The organism is Psychrobacillus sp. FSL W7-1457 (assembly GCF_038593405.1).
Taxonomy (GTDB): Bacteria; Bacillota; Bacilli; order Bacillales_A; family Planococcaceae; genus Psychrobacillus.
The window spans coordinates 1,523,074-1,538,170 of sequence record NZ_CP151993.1 but is presented as its reverse complement, the minus strand read 5'-3'; the positions used below and the strand labels follow the sequence as shown (position 1 = coordinate 1,538,170).

Here is a 15,097-nt window from a genome sequence, read left to right as displayed (position 1 = left end):
CACCTCATGTCCTATGAAAGGTGGAATGGAAGCTCATTCAACTCCTCATCCACCTTCAAATCTATTATTCTCTTTACTAGCGATTCATTAAATCCTTTGCACGCTTAACTGCTGCAGCCCACTCTTTTTCTGGATCTGCCCCTTTAGCTTGAACATCCTTTAAGGCATTCAGTACTTCCTGATAAACCGGGAAGTATTTTTCTCCTTTATACACCGCTCCATTGATGTCTTGTGCTGCTTGAGCAAATACTGGTGCTGTTGATTGGCCACCAAAGAACTCATCTTCATTGTTTTTGAAGGAATCCATTTCGTAAACAGACGGAGCAGATGGGAATAATCCTTTTGTTTGGAATGATTTTATTTGATTGTCAGGAGAGATTAACCACTCTGCAAATTCATAAGCTTCAGCTGCATGTTTAGTTTCTTTTGGGATGGAGATAAACGAACCGCCCCAGTTTGCAGCAAATTCAGTTGGCAATGTTGCTACTCTCCATTTACCTACTCCTTCTGGTGCATTCCCTTCCATCCAACCTTTTAACCAGCCAGCTCCTAATTCAGCTGCAAATTCACCTTTGTTTACCGCATTTGCCCACTCTGGTGACCACATTTCGAATTTTCCAACAATACCAAGCTCATTAAGCTTTACAGCATAGTCGTATGCCTCTTTAACCGTATTTCCTTCTTGCTCTATTAATAATTCACCCTCAGGGTTTAGGAACGTTTCTTGTGCTGCATCTAAATAAGATCTGAATGCCATTTCAATACTATCGATGAATGGTTTTCCAGTTTTCTCCTTCACCTGTATACCAGCTTCTTCAAATGCTTTGGGAGAACTGATAAGTTTAGCTACTTCATTAGGATCTGTTGGTAAACCAGCCTCTTCAAAGACATCTGTACGATAATATAAAGCTTTTGGACCAATATCCGTTGGTAACCCGATTAAGAAATCCCCAGCATTATTTTCTCCCGTACTCCATTTCCAATCTAAGTATTGGTCTTGAATATCTTTTGCACCCAGATCATAAAGGTTTTCAAACTGGTCTTGTGCTGCTTTAAAACGATCTAATTGATCAATCTCTAGCATCGTAATATCTGGAGCTCCGCTTCCTGCCGATAATGCAGTAAATAATGCATCATGGTGCTCTGCAGTTTCAGCAGCTCTTACTTTAACTTTCACATTAGGATTTTCCTCTTCATATGCCTTCGCTAAGTCTTCATAGTTAGTAGCACCAAAAGTCCAAAAGTTTAATGTAACTTGGTCTTGTGAGCCTCCGCTTTTTGCACCTTCAGACGATTCCTTTTCAGAACAAGCTGCCAATGATAGTGCAAGAACAGCCGACAAGCCCAAAGCACCTATTTTTTTTAAACTTCTCAAATTGATTCCCCCTAATTTTTTTAGTCAATGTGTCTTACAGGTTGTAATTCTTCAACAAAAATAATGAAAGTTATTATTTTTGTATCATGCACCTCCCATATTGTCCTCATCATAAAAACTAAGCTACTTGATACATTAAGGAAACCGGTTTCTAAATAATATAAAAAAAAGCAATAATTAGAAGGTGAAACCGCTTTCAAATAGAATTATAATCCTAGATTAATAGAAAATCAAGAATTTTCTTACAAATTAACGAAAACGCTTTCCAAAAGTAAATTACTATAATAATGGCCGATAATATATTTTAGAAAACTCTCTTGCTTCACATTTAATTAGTATGCTATATCCTTCCCTCAATATGATTAGACTTCCTTGCTATGTTTCTTTTTAGGTTTTCAGTTCGCTGTACTACCAGGAAACGTCGCCTCCGCTTCAAACAATGATAGTGAATTTTTATTAGAGATCAGTTACCTTATAAAAACAGTAAAGAGGTGAAATCATATTTCTTATTTCACCTCTTTTCATTGATTGACTCGCTATATCCCAGCCTCTCTTTATTAATCTCCTCCCCCACAGCTTGAGCAAGAACTATCTGTAGAGCAAGACTTACAAGAGCTGGCCGATCCGCAACTTGTGCAATTCGATAAATTGTCGCTGCTGCTTATTTTCATGTAACTTGAAAAATCATCATAATGGAAATATGAAACCGACAAGAAAGGAACGAGCATTGCGTTATAATTTTGATAAGTTTTTCCTTGTTTCAACTTTTCATGTACAATCTTTTTCTCGTAATCTCTTACTCCATGGACTGTATTTTTCATCGAAGTAATAAGCGCAAGTACAGTTTTCATATATTTCGAATCACGTTTAAAGTAAATATCGATTAATTCATTTTCTTGTAAATTTTTAAAATCATCCATTACAGTTGGATGGACAGGGTTCTTAAAAAAACCTTTATACAGAAGTATATTCTCGCGTCTTATAAAAAATAGCTCTGCATACACCCAGTCAAAAAAACCACGTAAATCAGGATCGGGTTCTATCTTTACATTTGGACTATGATGTAGCTTTGCACCTAAATAATTTATCGAAAAATTTTCATACTCACGGGTAAACATAAGCATCTCATGCCACAATTCATCAACTTTCTCACTAAACATTGGAGACTCTTTTAATAGTGACGCCATAATAAAATAGCGTTTTAAATCTAGGAGGCGCCACTCATACTCATTTTCTTTTAATCTATTATTATTCCTTACCCTCACTTCTACATTTTCCATAAAACTTTTAGGAAGGGATTGCTCCAGTGTATCATTTAGCTTTTTTAACCCTTTAATTTGCTTTAATTCTAATGTTTTTGGAGATAAACCAAACTTATATGAGGTGTTCTTGCGCACAAAAAGACTAAAACCAATAAAAACTATAAGTAGCAACACGATCCATTCCATAAAATGCTCCCCCTATTAGTAGCTTTTAGTATTAGTAAATCCACGCAATATCATGAGCTATTAGTTATTGCGATTTTTTTCTCCCCACTCACATAGTTGTTCCAAAACAGGTAATAAAGTATCTGCTTTAGGTGTTAGACTATACTCTACTTTAGGAGGTATTTGTGGGTACTCTTTCCGTAAAACCAACCCATCTGCTTCCAGCTCTTTAAGATGTGAACTCAATGTTTTAAAGGTAATGGCTCCTATTTGTCTTTTCATATCATTAAAGCGAACGGGTTGATTTTCAGCTAGCAGATAGAGAATTAGCATTTTCCATTTCCCACCTACTACCGACAAAGTATACCCAAATGATGTCTCTTGAATATTCCCCTTGTCTTTATATTCCTCCATACTCATTTGACACTATCCTTTCTGATAGTAACTATCAAAAATGTGCGTACTATTTTTTTCTTTTTATTCATTTTATACTTACTTTACTTTGAAATAAAGGAGAGAAAATAATGAATAGTGTTAAAACTTACAACCACAATCTCTGGGATCATGGGATTACACAAGGTTATGGCGTCAACAATACCATTTACATTTCAGGGCAATTTTCACACAATCAAGACGGCGTATTCGTTGGAGAGGAAGATATTGAGGCGCAGGCCCGTCAGACACTTGAAAATCTAGACCTCGTCCTTCAGGAGTTTGGTGTAACAAAATCTAATCTCGCTTATGTGGAGCTCTATCTAACGAATCCTCAAGCCCATTTCTCCCCAGTCATAGAAATGTTTAAGGAATATATCGGAGAACATCGTCCAGCCGGCAGTTGTATCGGCGTGACTTACTTGGCTTTCCCTGAGCAACTAATTGAGATCAGTGCTATCGCACACACCGATTAAGAAAGATTTTCTAGACAATCGCAATCATCTCTTTTCTGGAAAACTAGATATGTATAATTCTCATGCTAATTAAAGAAAATGAAATAATGCGAATATCAATTTTAACGAAAGAACCTCAACCATTTATCTCCATAATTCACTATGATATACTGTATTTATTTCTTAGAGAAGGAGATATGAGATGTTAAAAACATTAAATATATACATTCGTCCGTTTATTGTTTCAGATGCGGAAGAACTGCTAGATTTAGAAATCAGGAATCGTGCATTTTTACAAAACTATTCCGTAGCTCTTCCAGAAAACTACTGGACTATAGAAACTCAAAAAGAATTAATTGAAAAATGGGCACAAAATTCGACAAAGGATTCCGCATATCAGTTTGGAATTTTTAAAGTAGATGCCGACGTATTAATAGGTTCTATCTCACTATTTCAAGTAGTCCGCGGACCTCGTCAAAGCGCCCTTTTAGGCTATTCCTTGGATCAAGCGCATAATGGCAAAGGATATACCACTGAAGCTACTGCTCTAGTTATTAAATATGCTTTTGAGACACTCAACTTACACAGAATAGAAGCAGGAGTCATGCCAAATAATACAGGTTCCATTCGAGTTTTAGAAAAAGTAGGTTTTCACAATGAGGGATTGGCAAAAAAAAGTGTAGAAATTAACGAAAAATGGGAAGACCATGAAATGTTTGCCATATTAAATCCTAAGCACTAACTTACCTTATGTGAAGATTATTTTCCTAAAGGCTATTTCTCTTCTTGAAGCAATGAACCATCCGGAAGCTCGACATTCACCATGAAAAACATTAACCCCCGAATTGGTCTACTTTTAAAAGCAGCCACTATTCGGGGTTTAGTTCAAAATGTATAGCCTTTAATCATTTAAATTCTTTCATGAATAAAAGCATTCTTTACTGTATTATTTTTCCGCAGAGAAAATGCTAAGACAGTAATAGCTATAACTAAAATACCAATCACTGTCGTATCCAGAATGACACTGGATTCTCCGTTTCCTAAAAATTGAAGCAGATTATGAAGGCCATGAAACAAAATTAGAGGGTAAATGTTTTCTGTTTTTACAAATAATTGTGCAAGCACTATTCCTATTAATAAAGAATAAATCAATTGAAGTCCAGTCTGTCCTAAACTTTGTCCAGATAACAAATTAAGCATGTGGGTAACAGAAAATAATATGCTCGAAGTTAGAATAGCTGGAAGCATACCTAGTGGCAATAATATTTTAATCATTATTCCTCTGTAAATACTTTCTTCCACAAAACCAACTAGAATAGCAAAGCCAACAAAGAATATAATTGTTTCAATAGGCTGGAAACTAAACCCTTGAAAGCATAATACAATTAAAATAAGAAATAGAGGGAAGTACGAATACCAGCTTTTTCTTATTACTACGCGTTTAAAACCAAAATAAGTCCATTTTCTTTTCCATGTAAAATAAATAATTAATACTAGTGCAGTTGGTATGAACGATATTAATATCGGCGCATTGTAACTTAATTGTTTAATCGTCGCAATCGCCCCCGCTATAAAAACTACTAGTAAAAAACTAATCTCAATCAGTATTATACTTTTAATGGGGTGCTTTTTTGCATAACTTAACTTATTATCCACTATACATCTTTCCTCCTAATATCGTCTTCTAGACCATCCTGTGCAATATCAAATACTTCTATGATATTTTATTCTTATATTTTTATAAAATTCCTCTCCCTTTTAGTTGACGTTTGAAACCTATCAATATTAGGAAAAAGTATTTTTATAGAAAATTAAAGAAATTCCAATTCATTAATACGGCTACTAATAATACAATGAGGCATATTGTGAAAACTCGTATAAATTTATGGCTTTTTTTCAAATTTACTAATTTCCAATTAACTAAATCTAAAATGAGAAGAATGACTGCTACAAAAAGAAGGAACCAGTTTAAGTAAATGTGTAATTGAAGCGCATCTAAATAAAGCATCGAGGAGCTAACAATAGTACGAATAACAAGAACAATATTATTTATGACTAACAAGCTTCCAGTTAAATTTATCAACCAAAATAGCTTTGTTTCTGTTGAGTGCTGCATATTTTGCTTTCGATTTTTTAATGATTTTATTAGCCAAATGATAGGTGAGAAAATAAAATATAATACACTAATTAGTACTATCCCTAAACTCATTATTAGCCATAGCAGCTTTCGATCCCCTTCTAAAGGTAAATAATCAGCAACCTGACCATTGGTGAGCCGTTTTACTCCGTATTCGTCTACCTCAAAATAAGCTTTTGAAAGAATATATCCCACAATCGGATTCTCACTAGATGTAAGGGTATATAAATAAGGATCAATTTGAGTGTAGGTACCTTCCATTCCATAAAGGCTGATATTTATTTTATTTTTTGATATCGCTTCTACTTTTAAAGGTGGTATAAAACCAAGAAACTCCGTGTATGTGCTACGTGATTGACGGGCAGCGACATACAATCCAGTAATTTCTTCAGCGTTTGGTAAATCAATGGTTGCTGTTTGAGTCATATTATCAGGTTTACCAAAAAGTAAATCTATGACCCCTGATGTCACATCCATTTCAGCTGAAGCATTTGTTAGTACAACTACTCCAAAATGTTCCTCCGGTGCAATTACCATATTTGAACTAAAGGCAGCTGTATTTCCTCCATGGCCAACCCCTCTCACTTTACCATCATACTCCCAAAAACCATGTGCATTCGAAAGAATCTCACCATGTGGAGAATAGCTTTGTGTTAGCATTTTATCGAGAGTGCCTTCAGTTGAAAAAAGTGCACTGCTAGTGGACTCTTTTGGCATTAGCGCGACAGCAAATCTCGCTAAGTCTTCAGCTGTTCCATTTACAGAACCAGCCGGGTAGAGTGGAACATATGACCAACTTCCTTCTGTAAACTCCTTATTTTCTTTTGGTATATAACCTTTCGCTTTGTGTTCAAGTTCTGTGTAATTCGCTAAAGTAGGATCGCCTGATGTGCTGTGCATGGATAGTGGTAGAAAAATATGCTCCATCTCGTAATCTAAAAAAGTTTGCTCTGCAATTCGTTCAATGACGTAACCCGCTAGAGCAGTCGCATAATTTGAATATGCCATTGTACTACCTGGTTCATAGATCTGCTTCGGTTGCCTACTGATTAAAACTTCTTCTAAAGAATCTACACTTTCTGGGGTAGACATGATTAAATCAAAGTAATAATCCTCAAAACCCGCTGTATGACTCATAATTTGATTCATTGTAATAGGCTTTTCATATGTTAACTTGGAGACAAAATCTTTAGGAAGGTATGTTGTAATATCTTCATTTAAATCTAATTTTCCTTGTTCGACTAGTTGCATTGCAGCTGTCCATACAAACAATTTACTAATAGAACCATATTCAAAAACCGTTTTTTGTGGATTTACTAATATCTCTTTTTCAATATTTGCGTAACCATATCCTTTAGAAAACACAATTTCTCCATCTTTTACGACTACAATTGAAGCACCCGGTGTTGATTGACCAATGTGATTTAAGACAAACCCATCGATTTCCTCCTTTAACTTATTTAATGGAATACCTGATGGCGTACTTCCATTTTCCGCACTGTAAACAGGACTGAAAGAAAGACAAGTACTAACTAAAATGAGTACTACAAGAATTCGTTTAATCATCTTTTTGGCTCCTTTTTATGAATTGTAATTGAGAAAATATAAGTGAATATTAGATTATTAACTAGCATGCTTTTAGCAAAGGCTAGTTCAGTACGGCAAGGCTTTGCTCCGTCTGTGCAAGGTTCTAGCTCGTTTCCGCAGGGTTTATTCCCATCTCCGCAAGGTTCTCTCGCTTTTCTGAAAAAACTACCTTTTATCCGAAGTCCTCTACACTAACTCAAGCTAAAATTAATCCCCAAATGGTTGATGACCCTATTTATCACGTACATAGCAAAGTTCCAATTATCTAGAACTGACTTGGACGATTTTGGAAGTTTACACCCCCTTCCTCCTCCCTACTGTATGATTTATACTAAACTTCAGAAATATCTTTTGTCTTACTTATTTCTTACAAAAACCTTAAGAGTTAAGTTACTCGATAAAACTACTATTGAGGACAAAATTCAATCTAGAATATTGAGGAAATAATTTATTTGGTGGAAGAAAATAAATTACATTATTTAATATTTCCTTAAGAGTTTGCCTTACATTTTCTTAAAGAGTTTAATGTATAGTGGGTAAGAAGTAATTGAGTGAAGGGATAAACCATAATGAAAAAGTATTTAAATATATTTTACTGGGGCATATTATTTTTCTATCTATTTTTATTAATTGATACCGTATTTTTAGGCAGAGGTAGCTTCAGAAGTGTTAATTTCGTTCCGTTGAATTCTATAAGAGAGTATATTATGGTGGATAATGGAATTGGTGGAACAAGAATTGTAGATATGAATATTTGGGGAAATGTTTTAATGTTCATCCCAGCAGGAATCTATCTGAGTCTTCATAGCAGTATTAAATCCATAGCTAGGGTTTTATGTTCTATCTTTTTATTGAGCCTATTTATTGAAGTTGTTCAATATATTTTTGAATTAGGAGCAACGGACATTGATGATATTATTTTAAATTTTATTGGTGGATTCCTTGGAGTCATAATTTATAAAATTGCAGAGAAATTTTTAAAAGAGGATAGTAAAATTAAAAACTTTATTTCTATATTATCTGTAATTGTTGGTCTGCCTATATTCGTCTTACTAATTATCATAGTGATTGTAAATATCGATTAATCAAATTTTCCATTTTTACATTAAAATCAATTCTCTTAAACAGTCCTTTTAGCATTCAGCAGGACTGTTTTTACTATGCGGCAATTATATATGTAGAAATAGACCTAAATTGTTCAAATATGATTATAAAAAAGAGTTAATATATAGATTTTAGCTAATCATATAGGTTATATTAGTTCAAGTGGATAAATAAGGAGCTATGAAATACGATGACTAAACAATCACAAAAAACGTTATGGGCTCAAGTAGTTAAAACAGGAATCATTAAGTCTAATCTTATTCCAATGATTGCTGGTTTAATGCTTGCTTTATATACTTATGAGTACAGCTTTGTAGATAATATTTGGAATGTAGTTTTTGCATTTTTAGGAACAGCAGCCGTAATTGCTGCCGCTGGTTCGTTTAATAACATTTATGATCGCGATATCGATGCGATTATGGCTCGTACGAAGGTACGTCCAACCGTAACAGGCGCTATATCGATTAAGAAAGTTTTAATAGTCGCGATTCTATTATTAGTAATTGGATTAATTTTATTATATTTAGCATCGCCATTAGCAAGTTTACTTGGATTTTTGGGAGTATTTTTTTACGTAGTTCCTTATACAATGTGGACGAAACGCCATACGATTTGGAACACGGAAGTAGGAAGTATTTCAGGTGCAATGCCCCCATTGATCGGTTGGGCAGCTGTCGCTCCTGATATTTGGCACCCAGCTTGTTGGGCATTATTTTTAATCATGGTAATATGGCAAATGCCTCACTTTTACGCGATCGCCATTCGAAAAAAGGATGATTATGCTGCTGCAAAAATTCCAATGCTTCCCGTTGTTAAAGCAGGTAGACGCACATATATCCAAACAAATTTCTATTTAATTCTATTAGTGCTATCTAGCTTTTTGTTTTTACCGCTTAGCTTAGGTCTCACATTAGTTTCACTCGTTTTAGGTCTATTTTGGTTGGGATTAAGCTTATTCGGAACACGCAAAATGGATATGAAAGACTGGGCAAACAAAATGTTTAAATTCTCATTAATCCATATGATTGTGATTTACTTTACGGTTATTATATATGCAAGTATGGGGTTGCTCTTAGACGCTTTATAATGATGAGTTGTTTATCCTGCGACTAAGAATCTTATTTCCCTATTAATTAAAAATGAAAGGCTATTCCTAGCTCATGCTAGAATAGCCTTTCATTTTTATATCCTTCATAAATTTTTTGTAATTTCTCTTCGAAAAGACTCATATGGACCATGCGTGCTTCCCGCAAATATTCTTTTCCCTCAATGAACAAAAGCATAGCAGGGACTGAAAAAACAATAAACCTTTCTGCAACCTCTTCTACTTCAGCCGAATCAACGTGTGCGAGCTGTATATCTGGAAACTTTTCCATAAGCACCTTCACTTGTGGCAAAAGAGCATGACAAACCGTGCATTCTCTACGTGACACGTAAATAAAGCTTAATGGATTGCTGGAAATAAAACGATCAACTTCTTCGATTGTGTGCAACTCTTCAAAAACTCTAATGTTAATCACTCTTTTCTTTAGTAATAAGCTTTGATTGATAGCAACTATATAAAATCTACACGTAGGTTTCCAGTATATGAAACTTTACTGTTAACGTCTATCATTGCAAACAATACTCTATGATGATACAACCCTAGGGGAGTATATATTTTCTAACACCCTATTATTTTTTCTTACATTTAATTAATTTAATTGGAGGATTCGGAAATCCACTCTTGAAAGTTTACTAAAGAGGGGGGTTACTCTTTCCAATGAGACTACGTTTTCGAACTCAAACCATCTTAGTTACTACTAATTTACATGAATTACTTGTATTCCTTTAAGGTGAGCGCAGTCATTAATTTCTTTGATTAAGTTGTTTCTATAAACTGATATTGCTCCGTGTATTTCTCTTTCATCATCTTCATCTATATATTCCGGAAATAAAATAAAATTCGTTTGATCCATTTTTTTATTACATATTCATTTCCTTCAAATTCTCCACATCTGATATGATATGAAGTTATAAAAGACATTATATCTTCATATAATTCCTGTGTATTAATCTCTGCCTGCAAAAACCCTTTTAAAACGTTCATAATAGATCCCTTTCTATTTTGTTGGATAAGCTTATAACATGCCTCCCTCTTCTGATAATTCAACTTTAATTAAATTTTCACCTGTGGTCCTATGGTTTCCAGCCTCAATTATTACTGAATAACTCTGTTTTCCCATTTTAGTTAATCCGTTATCTGTTATTGATTGGACTATTCTATTTTTCATTGAGTCCTTCGATATTTGCTCGGCAGCACCTTCAGAATCTCCTAAAAACTTTGCTCCATTACCTTATTGATAAATGCTTTGGTTTGACATATGATCAACTACCTTTTTGCTTTGTTTAAAAATATCATCAGCCATACTTGCTCCCTTACCAACTTCACCCATACACTTACCACCAATTACATCATCTAGTTTCTTCGCTAACTGGACAGTGAATTCCTTTGAATCCGCTTACTGTCTTCGAAACTTCGGTGTGTCACTCGGTGCGGATGCCACAGCTCGCCAAAAGGCTCTGTCGATGGAGAGATTACCAAACGATTAGTACACCAAGCGCAATTTCGCGGCAAAAGAATACACCCCCCTATTTTTTGATGGGGCTTTTTTTGTTTTTTATGTAAATAAGTGGTTTAAAAATCCGATATATAGTCTGTGTACAAGTAATTAAGACCTACTTTTCAAAATATACATAGTTTTTTTATCTCATATAAAGTTGACTTTGCATGATACTTTGTATCTGCACGTCCGATAAAAGGTGTGAGCATAAATAAACAAATACACCAAAAATTAAAAGACGAAAGAGGACGATGATGATGAGGTTATCGAGAGTATTATTTACCAGTATTTTAGCAATTATTATAGTGCTGACGATTGGTGTCAGTGTAGATGTGAAAGTAAACGCAGAATCCCTTGATAGCAATACGTTAGAAAAAGAAATATTAGAAAAGGCCAAACTTGGACTTGAACTTGGCATTTCAGATAGTAATAAAGACAAAGTTGTACTTGTAGAAAATGCCGATAAGACTGAAAAACTACAAAATGCATTGAACCTCGGATCCGGAAAAATTGTTGTATTACCATATGGTAGTTCGTATGAAGTGAGCGGATTAAAAGTTCCTGAAAATACAACTATTATTGGTTATGGCTCTAAAATTTATAATGATAAACAGCACACGACACTACTAACGATAGGTAGCGGAGTAAAGATATACGGTTTAGAAATACAGGGGGCAGGCAACAAAGATGCTAATGTAAAAGGTATCGGAATAAACATTGCTGGTGCAGATTCAGCGAATTATATTAAAAATATCGTCATTCAAGATAGCTTTATTCATGACATCGGATTTTTTGGCATCAAAGCCGATTTTGCAGACAATGTGACTGTTATAAACACAAAAGTTGAGAACATCGGCTATGCGGGCATTGGCGCAATGTCTGTTAGTAAATTCCACGTAGATAAGAGCCATATTAAAAATATTACTCCGGGACACAACGGTAATGCATACGGTGTGTACTTTTCTAGGAAAGCTCGCCAAAGTGACCTCGAAAAACATCCACTAAGCAAAGACAGCTCGGTAACAAATAGCACCATAGAGGATGTTCCATTATGGGAGGCGTTAGACACGCACGGTGGAGTAAATATTACGTTTAACTACAATAAAATAAGAAACGCGAATGTCGGTATAGCGTTAGTCAATGCTACAGGTGATGGCAAAGACGGCAAAGTAGGAATGTTTGGTACACATCACTCAACGGCAAAAGGTAACCAAATCGAAGGGATCGGTAAAGGTTGCGGCATTATTGTTGCAGGATCAACGGTAGATTATTCCACTGGTCTTATGATAAGCGGTAACCAATTAACAAATGCCGGAAAAGAAGGAAGTAGTATCTCAGGTGCAATCTGTGCCAAGCTTACGAAAGGTATAGTAATAAAAGAAAACACCTTGACGAATAGCTTCGCTAATGGTATTAGTATGAACACCCAAAATCATCAGTTTTTAATTACTAAAAATAAAATTTTGAATGTACAGGACAAGTCGTACGTAGTGCCTGCAGCTATTGCAATACGCTCTACTGATAACGAAGGAACCATCTTACAAAACGTCATAACTAGTGATGGTAAGTTATCAAACAAATATGTAAATGTCCGTGGAATTAACATATCCACCAAAACTAATGTAAAGCTGAAAATGGGCACGAATACAAATACCTTTAAACTACCTATTGCTGGTGGAACTGGTAGTCATGTTACGTATATAAAATAATAAAAAACAAAAAAACCTTGGCATAACGCCTTGGTTTTTTATATACGATAGATAAGTGACCCGTCATATTTAAACTCCATTGCCTCTATATCATCCGATTAAGTGTTGATTAATAAAAAACCTAAAGCGTAGAGTCCCATAGATTTCCCCTTGCATCTTATTTCTGACATATCGCGCTAACCTGTGCCGTGATGCCCCGATAAAAGACAAGAATATAAATAAACCAAAAATTAAAAGATGAAAGAGGTGAATACAATAATGCTTAACCTAAATATCAGACACATCAAATTAGAGAACAAGAAGAACAATCGCCACAAAACTTAGACGTGTTGTGCTCCGGGAATCCGAGTGGGAGGCAATCGCAACGTTTCCGCATGCTATGATATTCACGTTTTTCATCGTTTCACCAGTCATCGAGGAAATTGTTTTTTAGGTATTATAAAATTTGTATTTCATTAATAATACTAATACGTAGAAACTTATAATTTTGTACGAGCTCGTTGGTTTAATTGACTAACTTATTTTTTTAATGCACCATCAATTAAAGTCGATACAATATCAAATTATTTTTCTATTTCCATTATCAAACTCTCTAAATTCAAAATATCTTTTCTATTCTCGTTGTTTAAAACTCTTAATTCATTGACATAAAACTTAGCTTTATTTACTACTTCACTTTTGAAGTTCTCATAAGTAACTTGTTTGTCTTCCCAATCTTGATGAATTAAATTAGGCATTTCTTTCGTTTCTATTGCACCACTTCCTTCAGGTTTATCAGCAGTTACTTTACTTATCCTTACAATATTTTTTACTTTTTTTAGTTCAATCCAAACTTTAGGTTTTTCAATATCACTTATTAAAACATAGTTTTCGGTTTTCAAAATTAAAACCGCTTTTAAAAAATAATAAACCCACCAATAAATAGATACTGAAAATTCATCAATCTCTTCTGGGATAATAATACCGTAGGTTTCGTTATCAATTATAAATTGAAAATACCCATCTGCCCCGTTTAGCTCCATTTCTTCAACATTTTCATTTTCAAATATTTTAAAACATATTTCGAACATCATTTTCCTCCTTATTTGGTCATTTTTCTAATATCCTCAACCGTAAACTTATGTCTTCCATATACACTACCAAATTGACCGTCTGGATGAATAAAAACATCTATTCTTTCCCCGCCTATTTCATATGTTAGATAAAATAAGTTCGGTGCGACTTGATTCTAACAGTCTTATTCTTTCCGACATTATTATAGTCTATGTCCTCTCTTTTTCTTCGATATGGGTATCTTAAATATTTTAATAGTCTAGCAGGCTTGAAACTCATTGTTTTTATCTTGGGTACCGTTATTTATGTGATAAACCTCGTATTCCCATTGATAGCGAGACTTACTTTAAACTAGAGAACTTATCTAACTTTTAAAGTATCTTAAATATTTGGGATCCTCTCCCTCAAAACATCTGCCTTCTGATTTCTTGTTTGCAATATCAAAAAATTCTTTTGCTACCTCTACTTCTCCCAATTCAAATGCAACTTTCCCTGAAATAAATTCTTTTTTACCCGTATCTTTCCGGGCTAATCCTGTTATATAAATTTTATTAGACCATTCTTTTGCTTTTTTATAATCTTTTAAAATGAAACATGTATCAATAATATCTTTTACTAGATAAAAGCTTTCTTCACTATAAACCCCTTTCGGTTCAGGCAGTAAATCCCATGCTTCCTCCAGTGTTATAATAGAGTCATTATGTTTACCATTTTCAAATTGTTCATTACTTTTGTTTACAAGGTTTTCAAATTTCTCCTTTATAGGTGATTGTAGTTTAGCCATATTAATTTCCTCCTCAAATAATATCTCTAATTAATTCAAAATACTTATCATCTTCCTCGTTAAATATCTTATAACCTTCTAACAGGTATGCCTTTAACAAGTATTCCTTTGCTTTTTCCAACTCCCCGCATTCGAATAAGCTCTCTCCAAGTCTCATGAGAATCAATGGATTTGAAAAGCCATCCGGGCAATTTAGGGCATTATAAAAATTATTCTTAGCCATATCATAATCCTCATTGATAAAATACGTGTCACCCAATGCGGTAAAAATCCAAGTACTTGCTTCCCAGTCAGTTTTCGGTAATGGCACTAGTTCTAAGGCATGGGAATACTTTTCTATTGCTTTATCAAACTCTTCCTCATCAATTAAAGAATCTCCTTCTTCGCATAACCGTACAATGTGGGCATAAATTTTATCATCTAGTTCCAAA

Annotated in this window: 14 protein-coding genes; 5 read left to right on the top strand and 9 right to left on the bottom strand. The window is 34.4% G+C overall.

Annotated features, from left to right (window positions below):
• Positions 1-76: 76 nt before the first annotated feature.
• The 3 genes from NSQ95_RS07215 to NSQ95_RS07205 all read right to left on the bottom strand — a co-directional run bounded on the left by NSQ95_RS07215 (position 77) and on the right by NSQ95_RS07205 (position 3,222).
• Positions 77-1,375: an extracellular solute-binding protein gene (locus NSQ95_RS07215; RefSeq protein WP_342560569.1), complete on the bottom strand. Its 1,299-nt coding sequence runs from the start codon at positions 1,373-1,375 to the stop codon at positions 77-79.
• Positions 1,376-1,932: 557 nt separating this feature from the next.
• On the bottom strand, positions 1,933-2,823 hold the full coding sequence (locus NSQ95_RS07210) for a hypothetical protein (protein ID WP_340883851.1): 891 nt from the start codon (positions 2,821-2,823) through the stop codon (positions 1,933-1,935).
• 60 nt (positions 2,824-2,883) lie between these two features.
• Positions 2,884-3,222 (bottom strand): helix-turn-helix domain-containing protein, encoded by a 339-nt coding sequence (locus NSQ95_RS07205; RefSeq protein WP_169361077.1) that lies wholly within the window; start codon positions 3,220-3,222, stop codon positions 2,884-2,886.
• 104 nt (positions 3,223-3,326) lie between these two features.
• On the opposite strand from NSQ95_RS07205, the gene NSQ95_RS07200 reads away from it, so the two are divergent.
• Positions 3,327-3,710, top strand: coding sequence for a RidA family protein (locus tag NSQ95_RS07200; RefSeq protein ID WP_169361078.1), 384 nt, complete (start codon positions 3,327-3,329; stop codon positions 3,708-3,710).
• 181 nt (positions 3,711-3,891) lie between these two features.
• A complete protein-coding gene (locus NSQ95_RS07195) occupies positions 3,892-4,431 on the top strand; it encodes a GNAT family protein (protein WP_342560568.1) in 540 nt (179 codons plus the stop codon).
• A 167-nt stretch (positions 4,432-4,598) separates the two neighbouring features.
• On the opposite strand, the gene NSQ95_RS07190 is transcribed toward NSQ95_RS07195, so the two are convergent.
• Both NSQ95_RS07190 and NSQ95_RS07185 read right to left on the bottom strand, forming a co-directional pair.
• Positions 4,599-5,345 (bottom strand): type II CAAX endopeptidase family protein, encoded by a 747-nt coding sequence (locus tag NSQ95_RS07190; RefSeq protein WP_342560567.1) that lies wholly within the window; start codon positions 5,343-5,345, stop codon positions 4,599-4,601.
• 145 nt (positions 5,346-5,490) lie between these two features.
• Positions 5,491-7,392, bottom strand: coding sequence for a serine hydrolase domain-containing protein (locus NSQ95_RS07185; protein ID WP_342560566.1), 1,902 nt, complete (start codon positions 7,390-7,392; stop codon positions 5,491-5,493).
• A gap of 590 nt (positions 7,393-7,982) precedes the next feature.
• Between NSQ95_RS07185 and NSQ95_RS07180 the strand changes: the two genes are divergently transcribed.
• Positions 7,983-8,498 carry a VanZ family protein gene (locus NSQ95_RS07180; protein WP_342560565.1) on the top strand — a complete coding sequence of 172 codons (516 nt, stop codon included), beginning with the start codon at positions 7,983-7,985 and terminating at the stop codon, positions 8,496-8,498.
• 209 nt (positions 8,499-8,707) lie between these two features.
• Positions 8,708-9,604 carry a heme o synthase gene (cyoE, locus tag NSQ95_RS07175; RefSeq protein WP_340883861.1) on the top strand — a complete coding sequence of 299 codons (897 nt, stop codon included), beginning with the start codon at positions 8,708-8,710 and terminating at the stop codon, positions 9,602-9,604.
• A gap of 76 nt (positions 9,605-9,680) precedes the next feature.
• Here cyoE and NSQ95_RS07170 read toward each other — a convergent pair whose 3' ends face one another.
• The gene (locus tag NSQ95_RS07170; RefSeq protein WP_340883863.1) at positions 9,681-10,037 is read right to left on the bottom strand and encodes a thioredoxin family protein; all 357 of its coding nucleotides are present in this window, start codon (positions 10,035-10,037) and stop codon (positions 9,681-9,683) included.
• Positions 10,038-11,377: 1,340 nt separating this feature from the next.
• On the opposite strand from NSQ95_RS07170, the gene NSQ95_RS07165 reads away from it, so the two are divergent.
• Positions 11,378-12,829 carry a hypothetical protein gene (locus NSQ95_RS07165; protein ID WP_340883864.1) on the top strand — a complete coding sequence of 484 codons (1,452 nt, stop codon included), beginning with the start codon at positions 11,378-11,380 and terminating at the stop codon, positions 12,827-12,829.
• A 563-nt stretch (positions 12,830-13,392) separates the two neighbouring features.
• On the opposite strand, the gene NSQ95_RS07160 is transcribed toward NSQ95_RS07165, so the two are convergent.
• The 3 genes from NSQ95_RS07160 to NSQ95_RS07150 all read right to left on the bottom strand — a co-directional run bounded on the left by NSQ95_RS07160 (position 13,393) and on the right by NSQ95_RS07150 (position 15,096).
• Positions 13,393-13,899 carry a hypothetical protein gene (locus NSQ95_RS07160; protein WP_340883865.1) on the bottom strand — a complete coding sequence of 169 codons (507 nt, stop codon included), beginning with the start codon at positions 13,897-13,899 and terminating at the stop codon, positions 13,393-13,395.
• 347 nt (positions 13,900-14,246) lie between these two features.
• The gene (locus NSQ95_RS07155) at positions 14,247-14,666 is read right to left on the bottom strand and encodes a hypothetical protein (protein ID WP_342560564.1); all 420 of its coding nucleotides are present in this window, start codon (positions 14,664-14,666) and stop codon (positions 14,247-14,249) included.
• 13 nt (positions 14,667-14,679) lie between these two features.
• Complete coding sequence (locus tag NSQ95_RS07150) at positions 14,680-15,096, bottom strand: hypothetical protein (RefSeq protein WP_342560563.1); 417 nt, start codon at positions 15,094-15,096, stop codon at positions 14,680-14,682.
• Between the last annotated feature and the right edge of the window lies 1 nt (position 15,097).

Excerpts from the sequence above, each read along its gene's own strand:
- NSQ95_RS07210 (WP_340883851.1), bottom strand. The coding sequence starts at position 2,823 with ATGGAATGGATCGTGTTGCTACTTATAGTTTTTATTGGTTTTAGTCTT.
- NSQ95_RS07205 (WP_169361077.1), bottom strand. The coding sequence starts at position 3,222 with ATGAGTATGGAGGAATATAAAGACAAGGGGAATATTCAAGAGACATCA.
- NSQ95_RS07200 (WP_169361078.1), top strand. The coding sequence starts at position 3,327 with ATGAATAGTGTTAAAACTTACAACCACAATCTCTGGGATCATGGGATT.
- NSQ95_RS07195 (WP_342560568.1), top strand. The coding sequence starts at position 3,892 with ATGTTAAAAACATTAAATATATACATTCGTCCGTTTATTGTTTCAGAT.
- NSQ95_RS07185 (WP_342560566.1), bottom strand. The coding sequence starts at position 7,392 with ATGATTAAACGAATTCTTGTAGTACTCATTTTAGTTAGTACTTGTCTT.
- NSQ95_RS07180 (WP_342560565.1), top strand. The coding sequence starts at position 7,983 with ATGAAAAAGTATTTAAATATATTTTACTGGGGCATATTATTTTTCTAT.
- cyoE (WP_340883861.1), top strand. The coding sequence starts at position 8,708 with ATGACTAAACAATCACAAAAAACGTTATGGGCTCAAGTAGTTAAAACA.
- NSQ95_RS07165 (WP_340883864.1), top strand. The coding sequence starts at position 11,378 with ATGAGGTTATCGAGAGTATTATTTACCAGTATTTTAGCAATTATTATA.
- NSQ95_RS07160 (WP_340883865.1), bottom strand. The coding sequence starts at position 13,899 with ATGTTCGAAATATGTTTTAAAATATTTGAAAATGAAAATGTTGAAGAA.
- NSQ95_RS07155 (WP_342560564.1), bottom strand. The coding sequence starts at position 14,666 with ATGGCTAAACTACAATCACCTATAAAGGAGAAATTTGAAAACCTTGTA.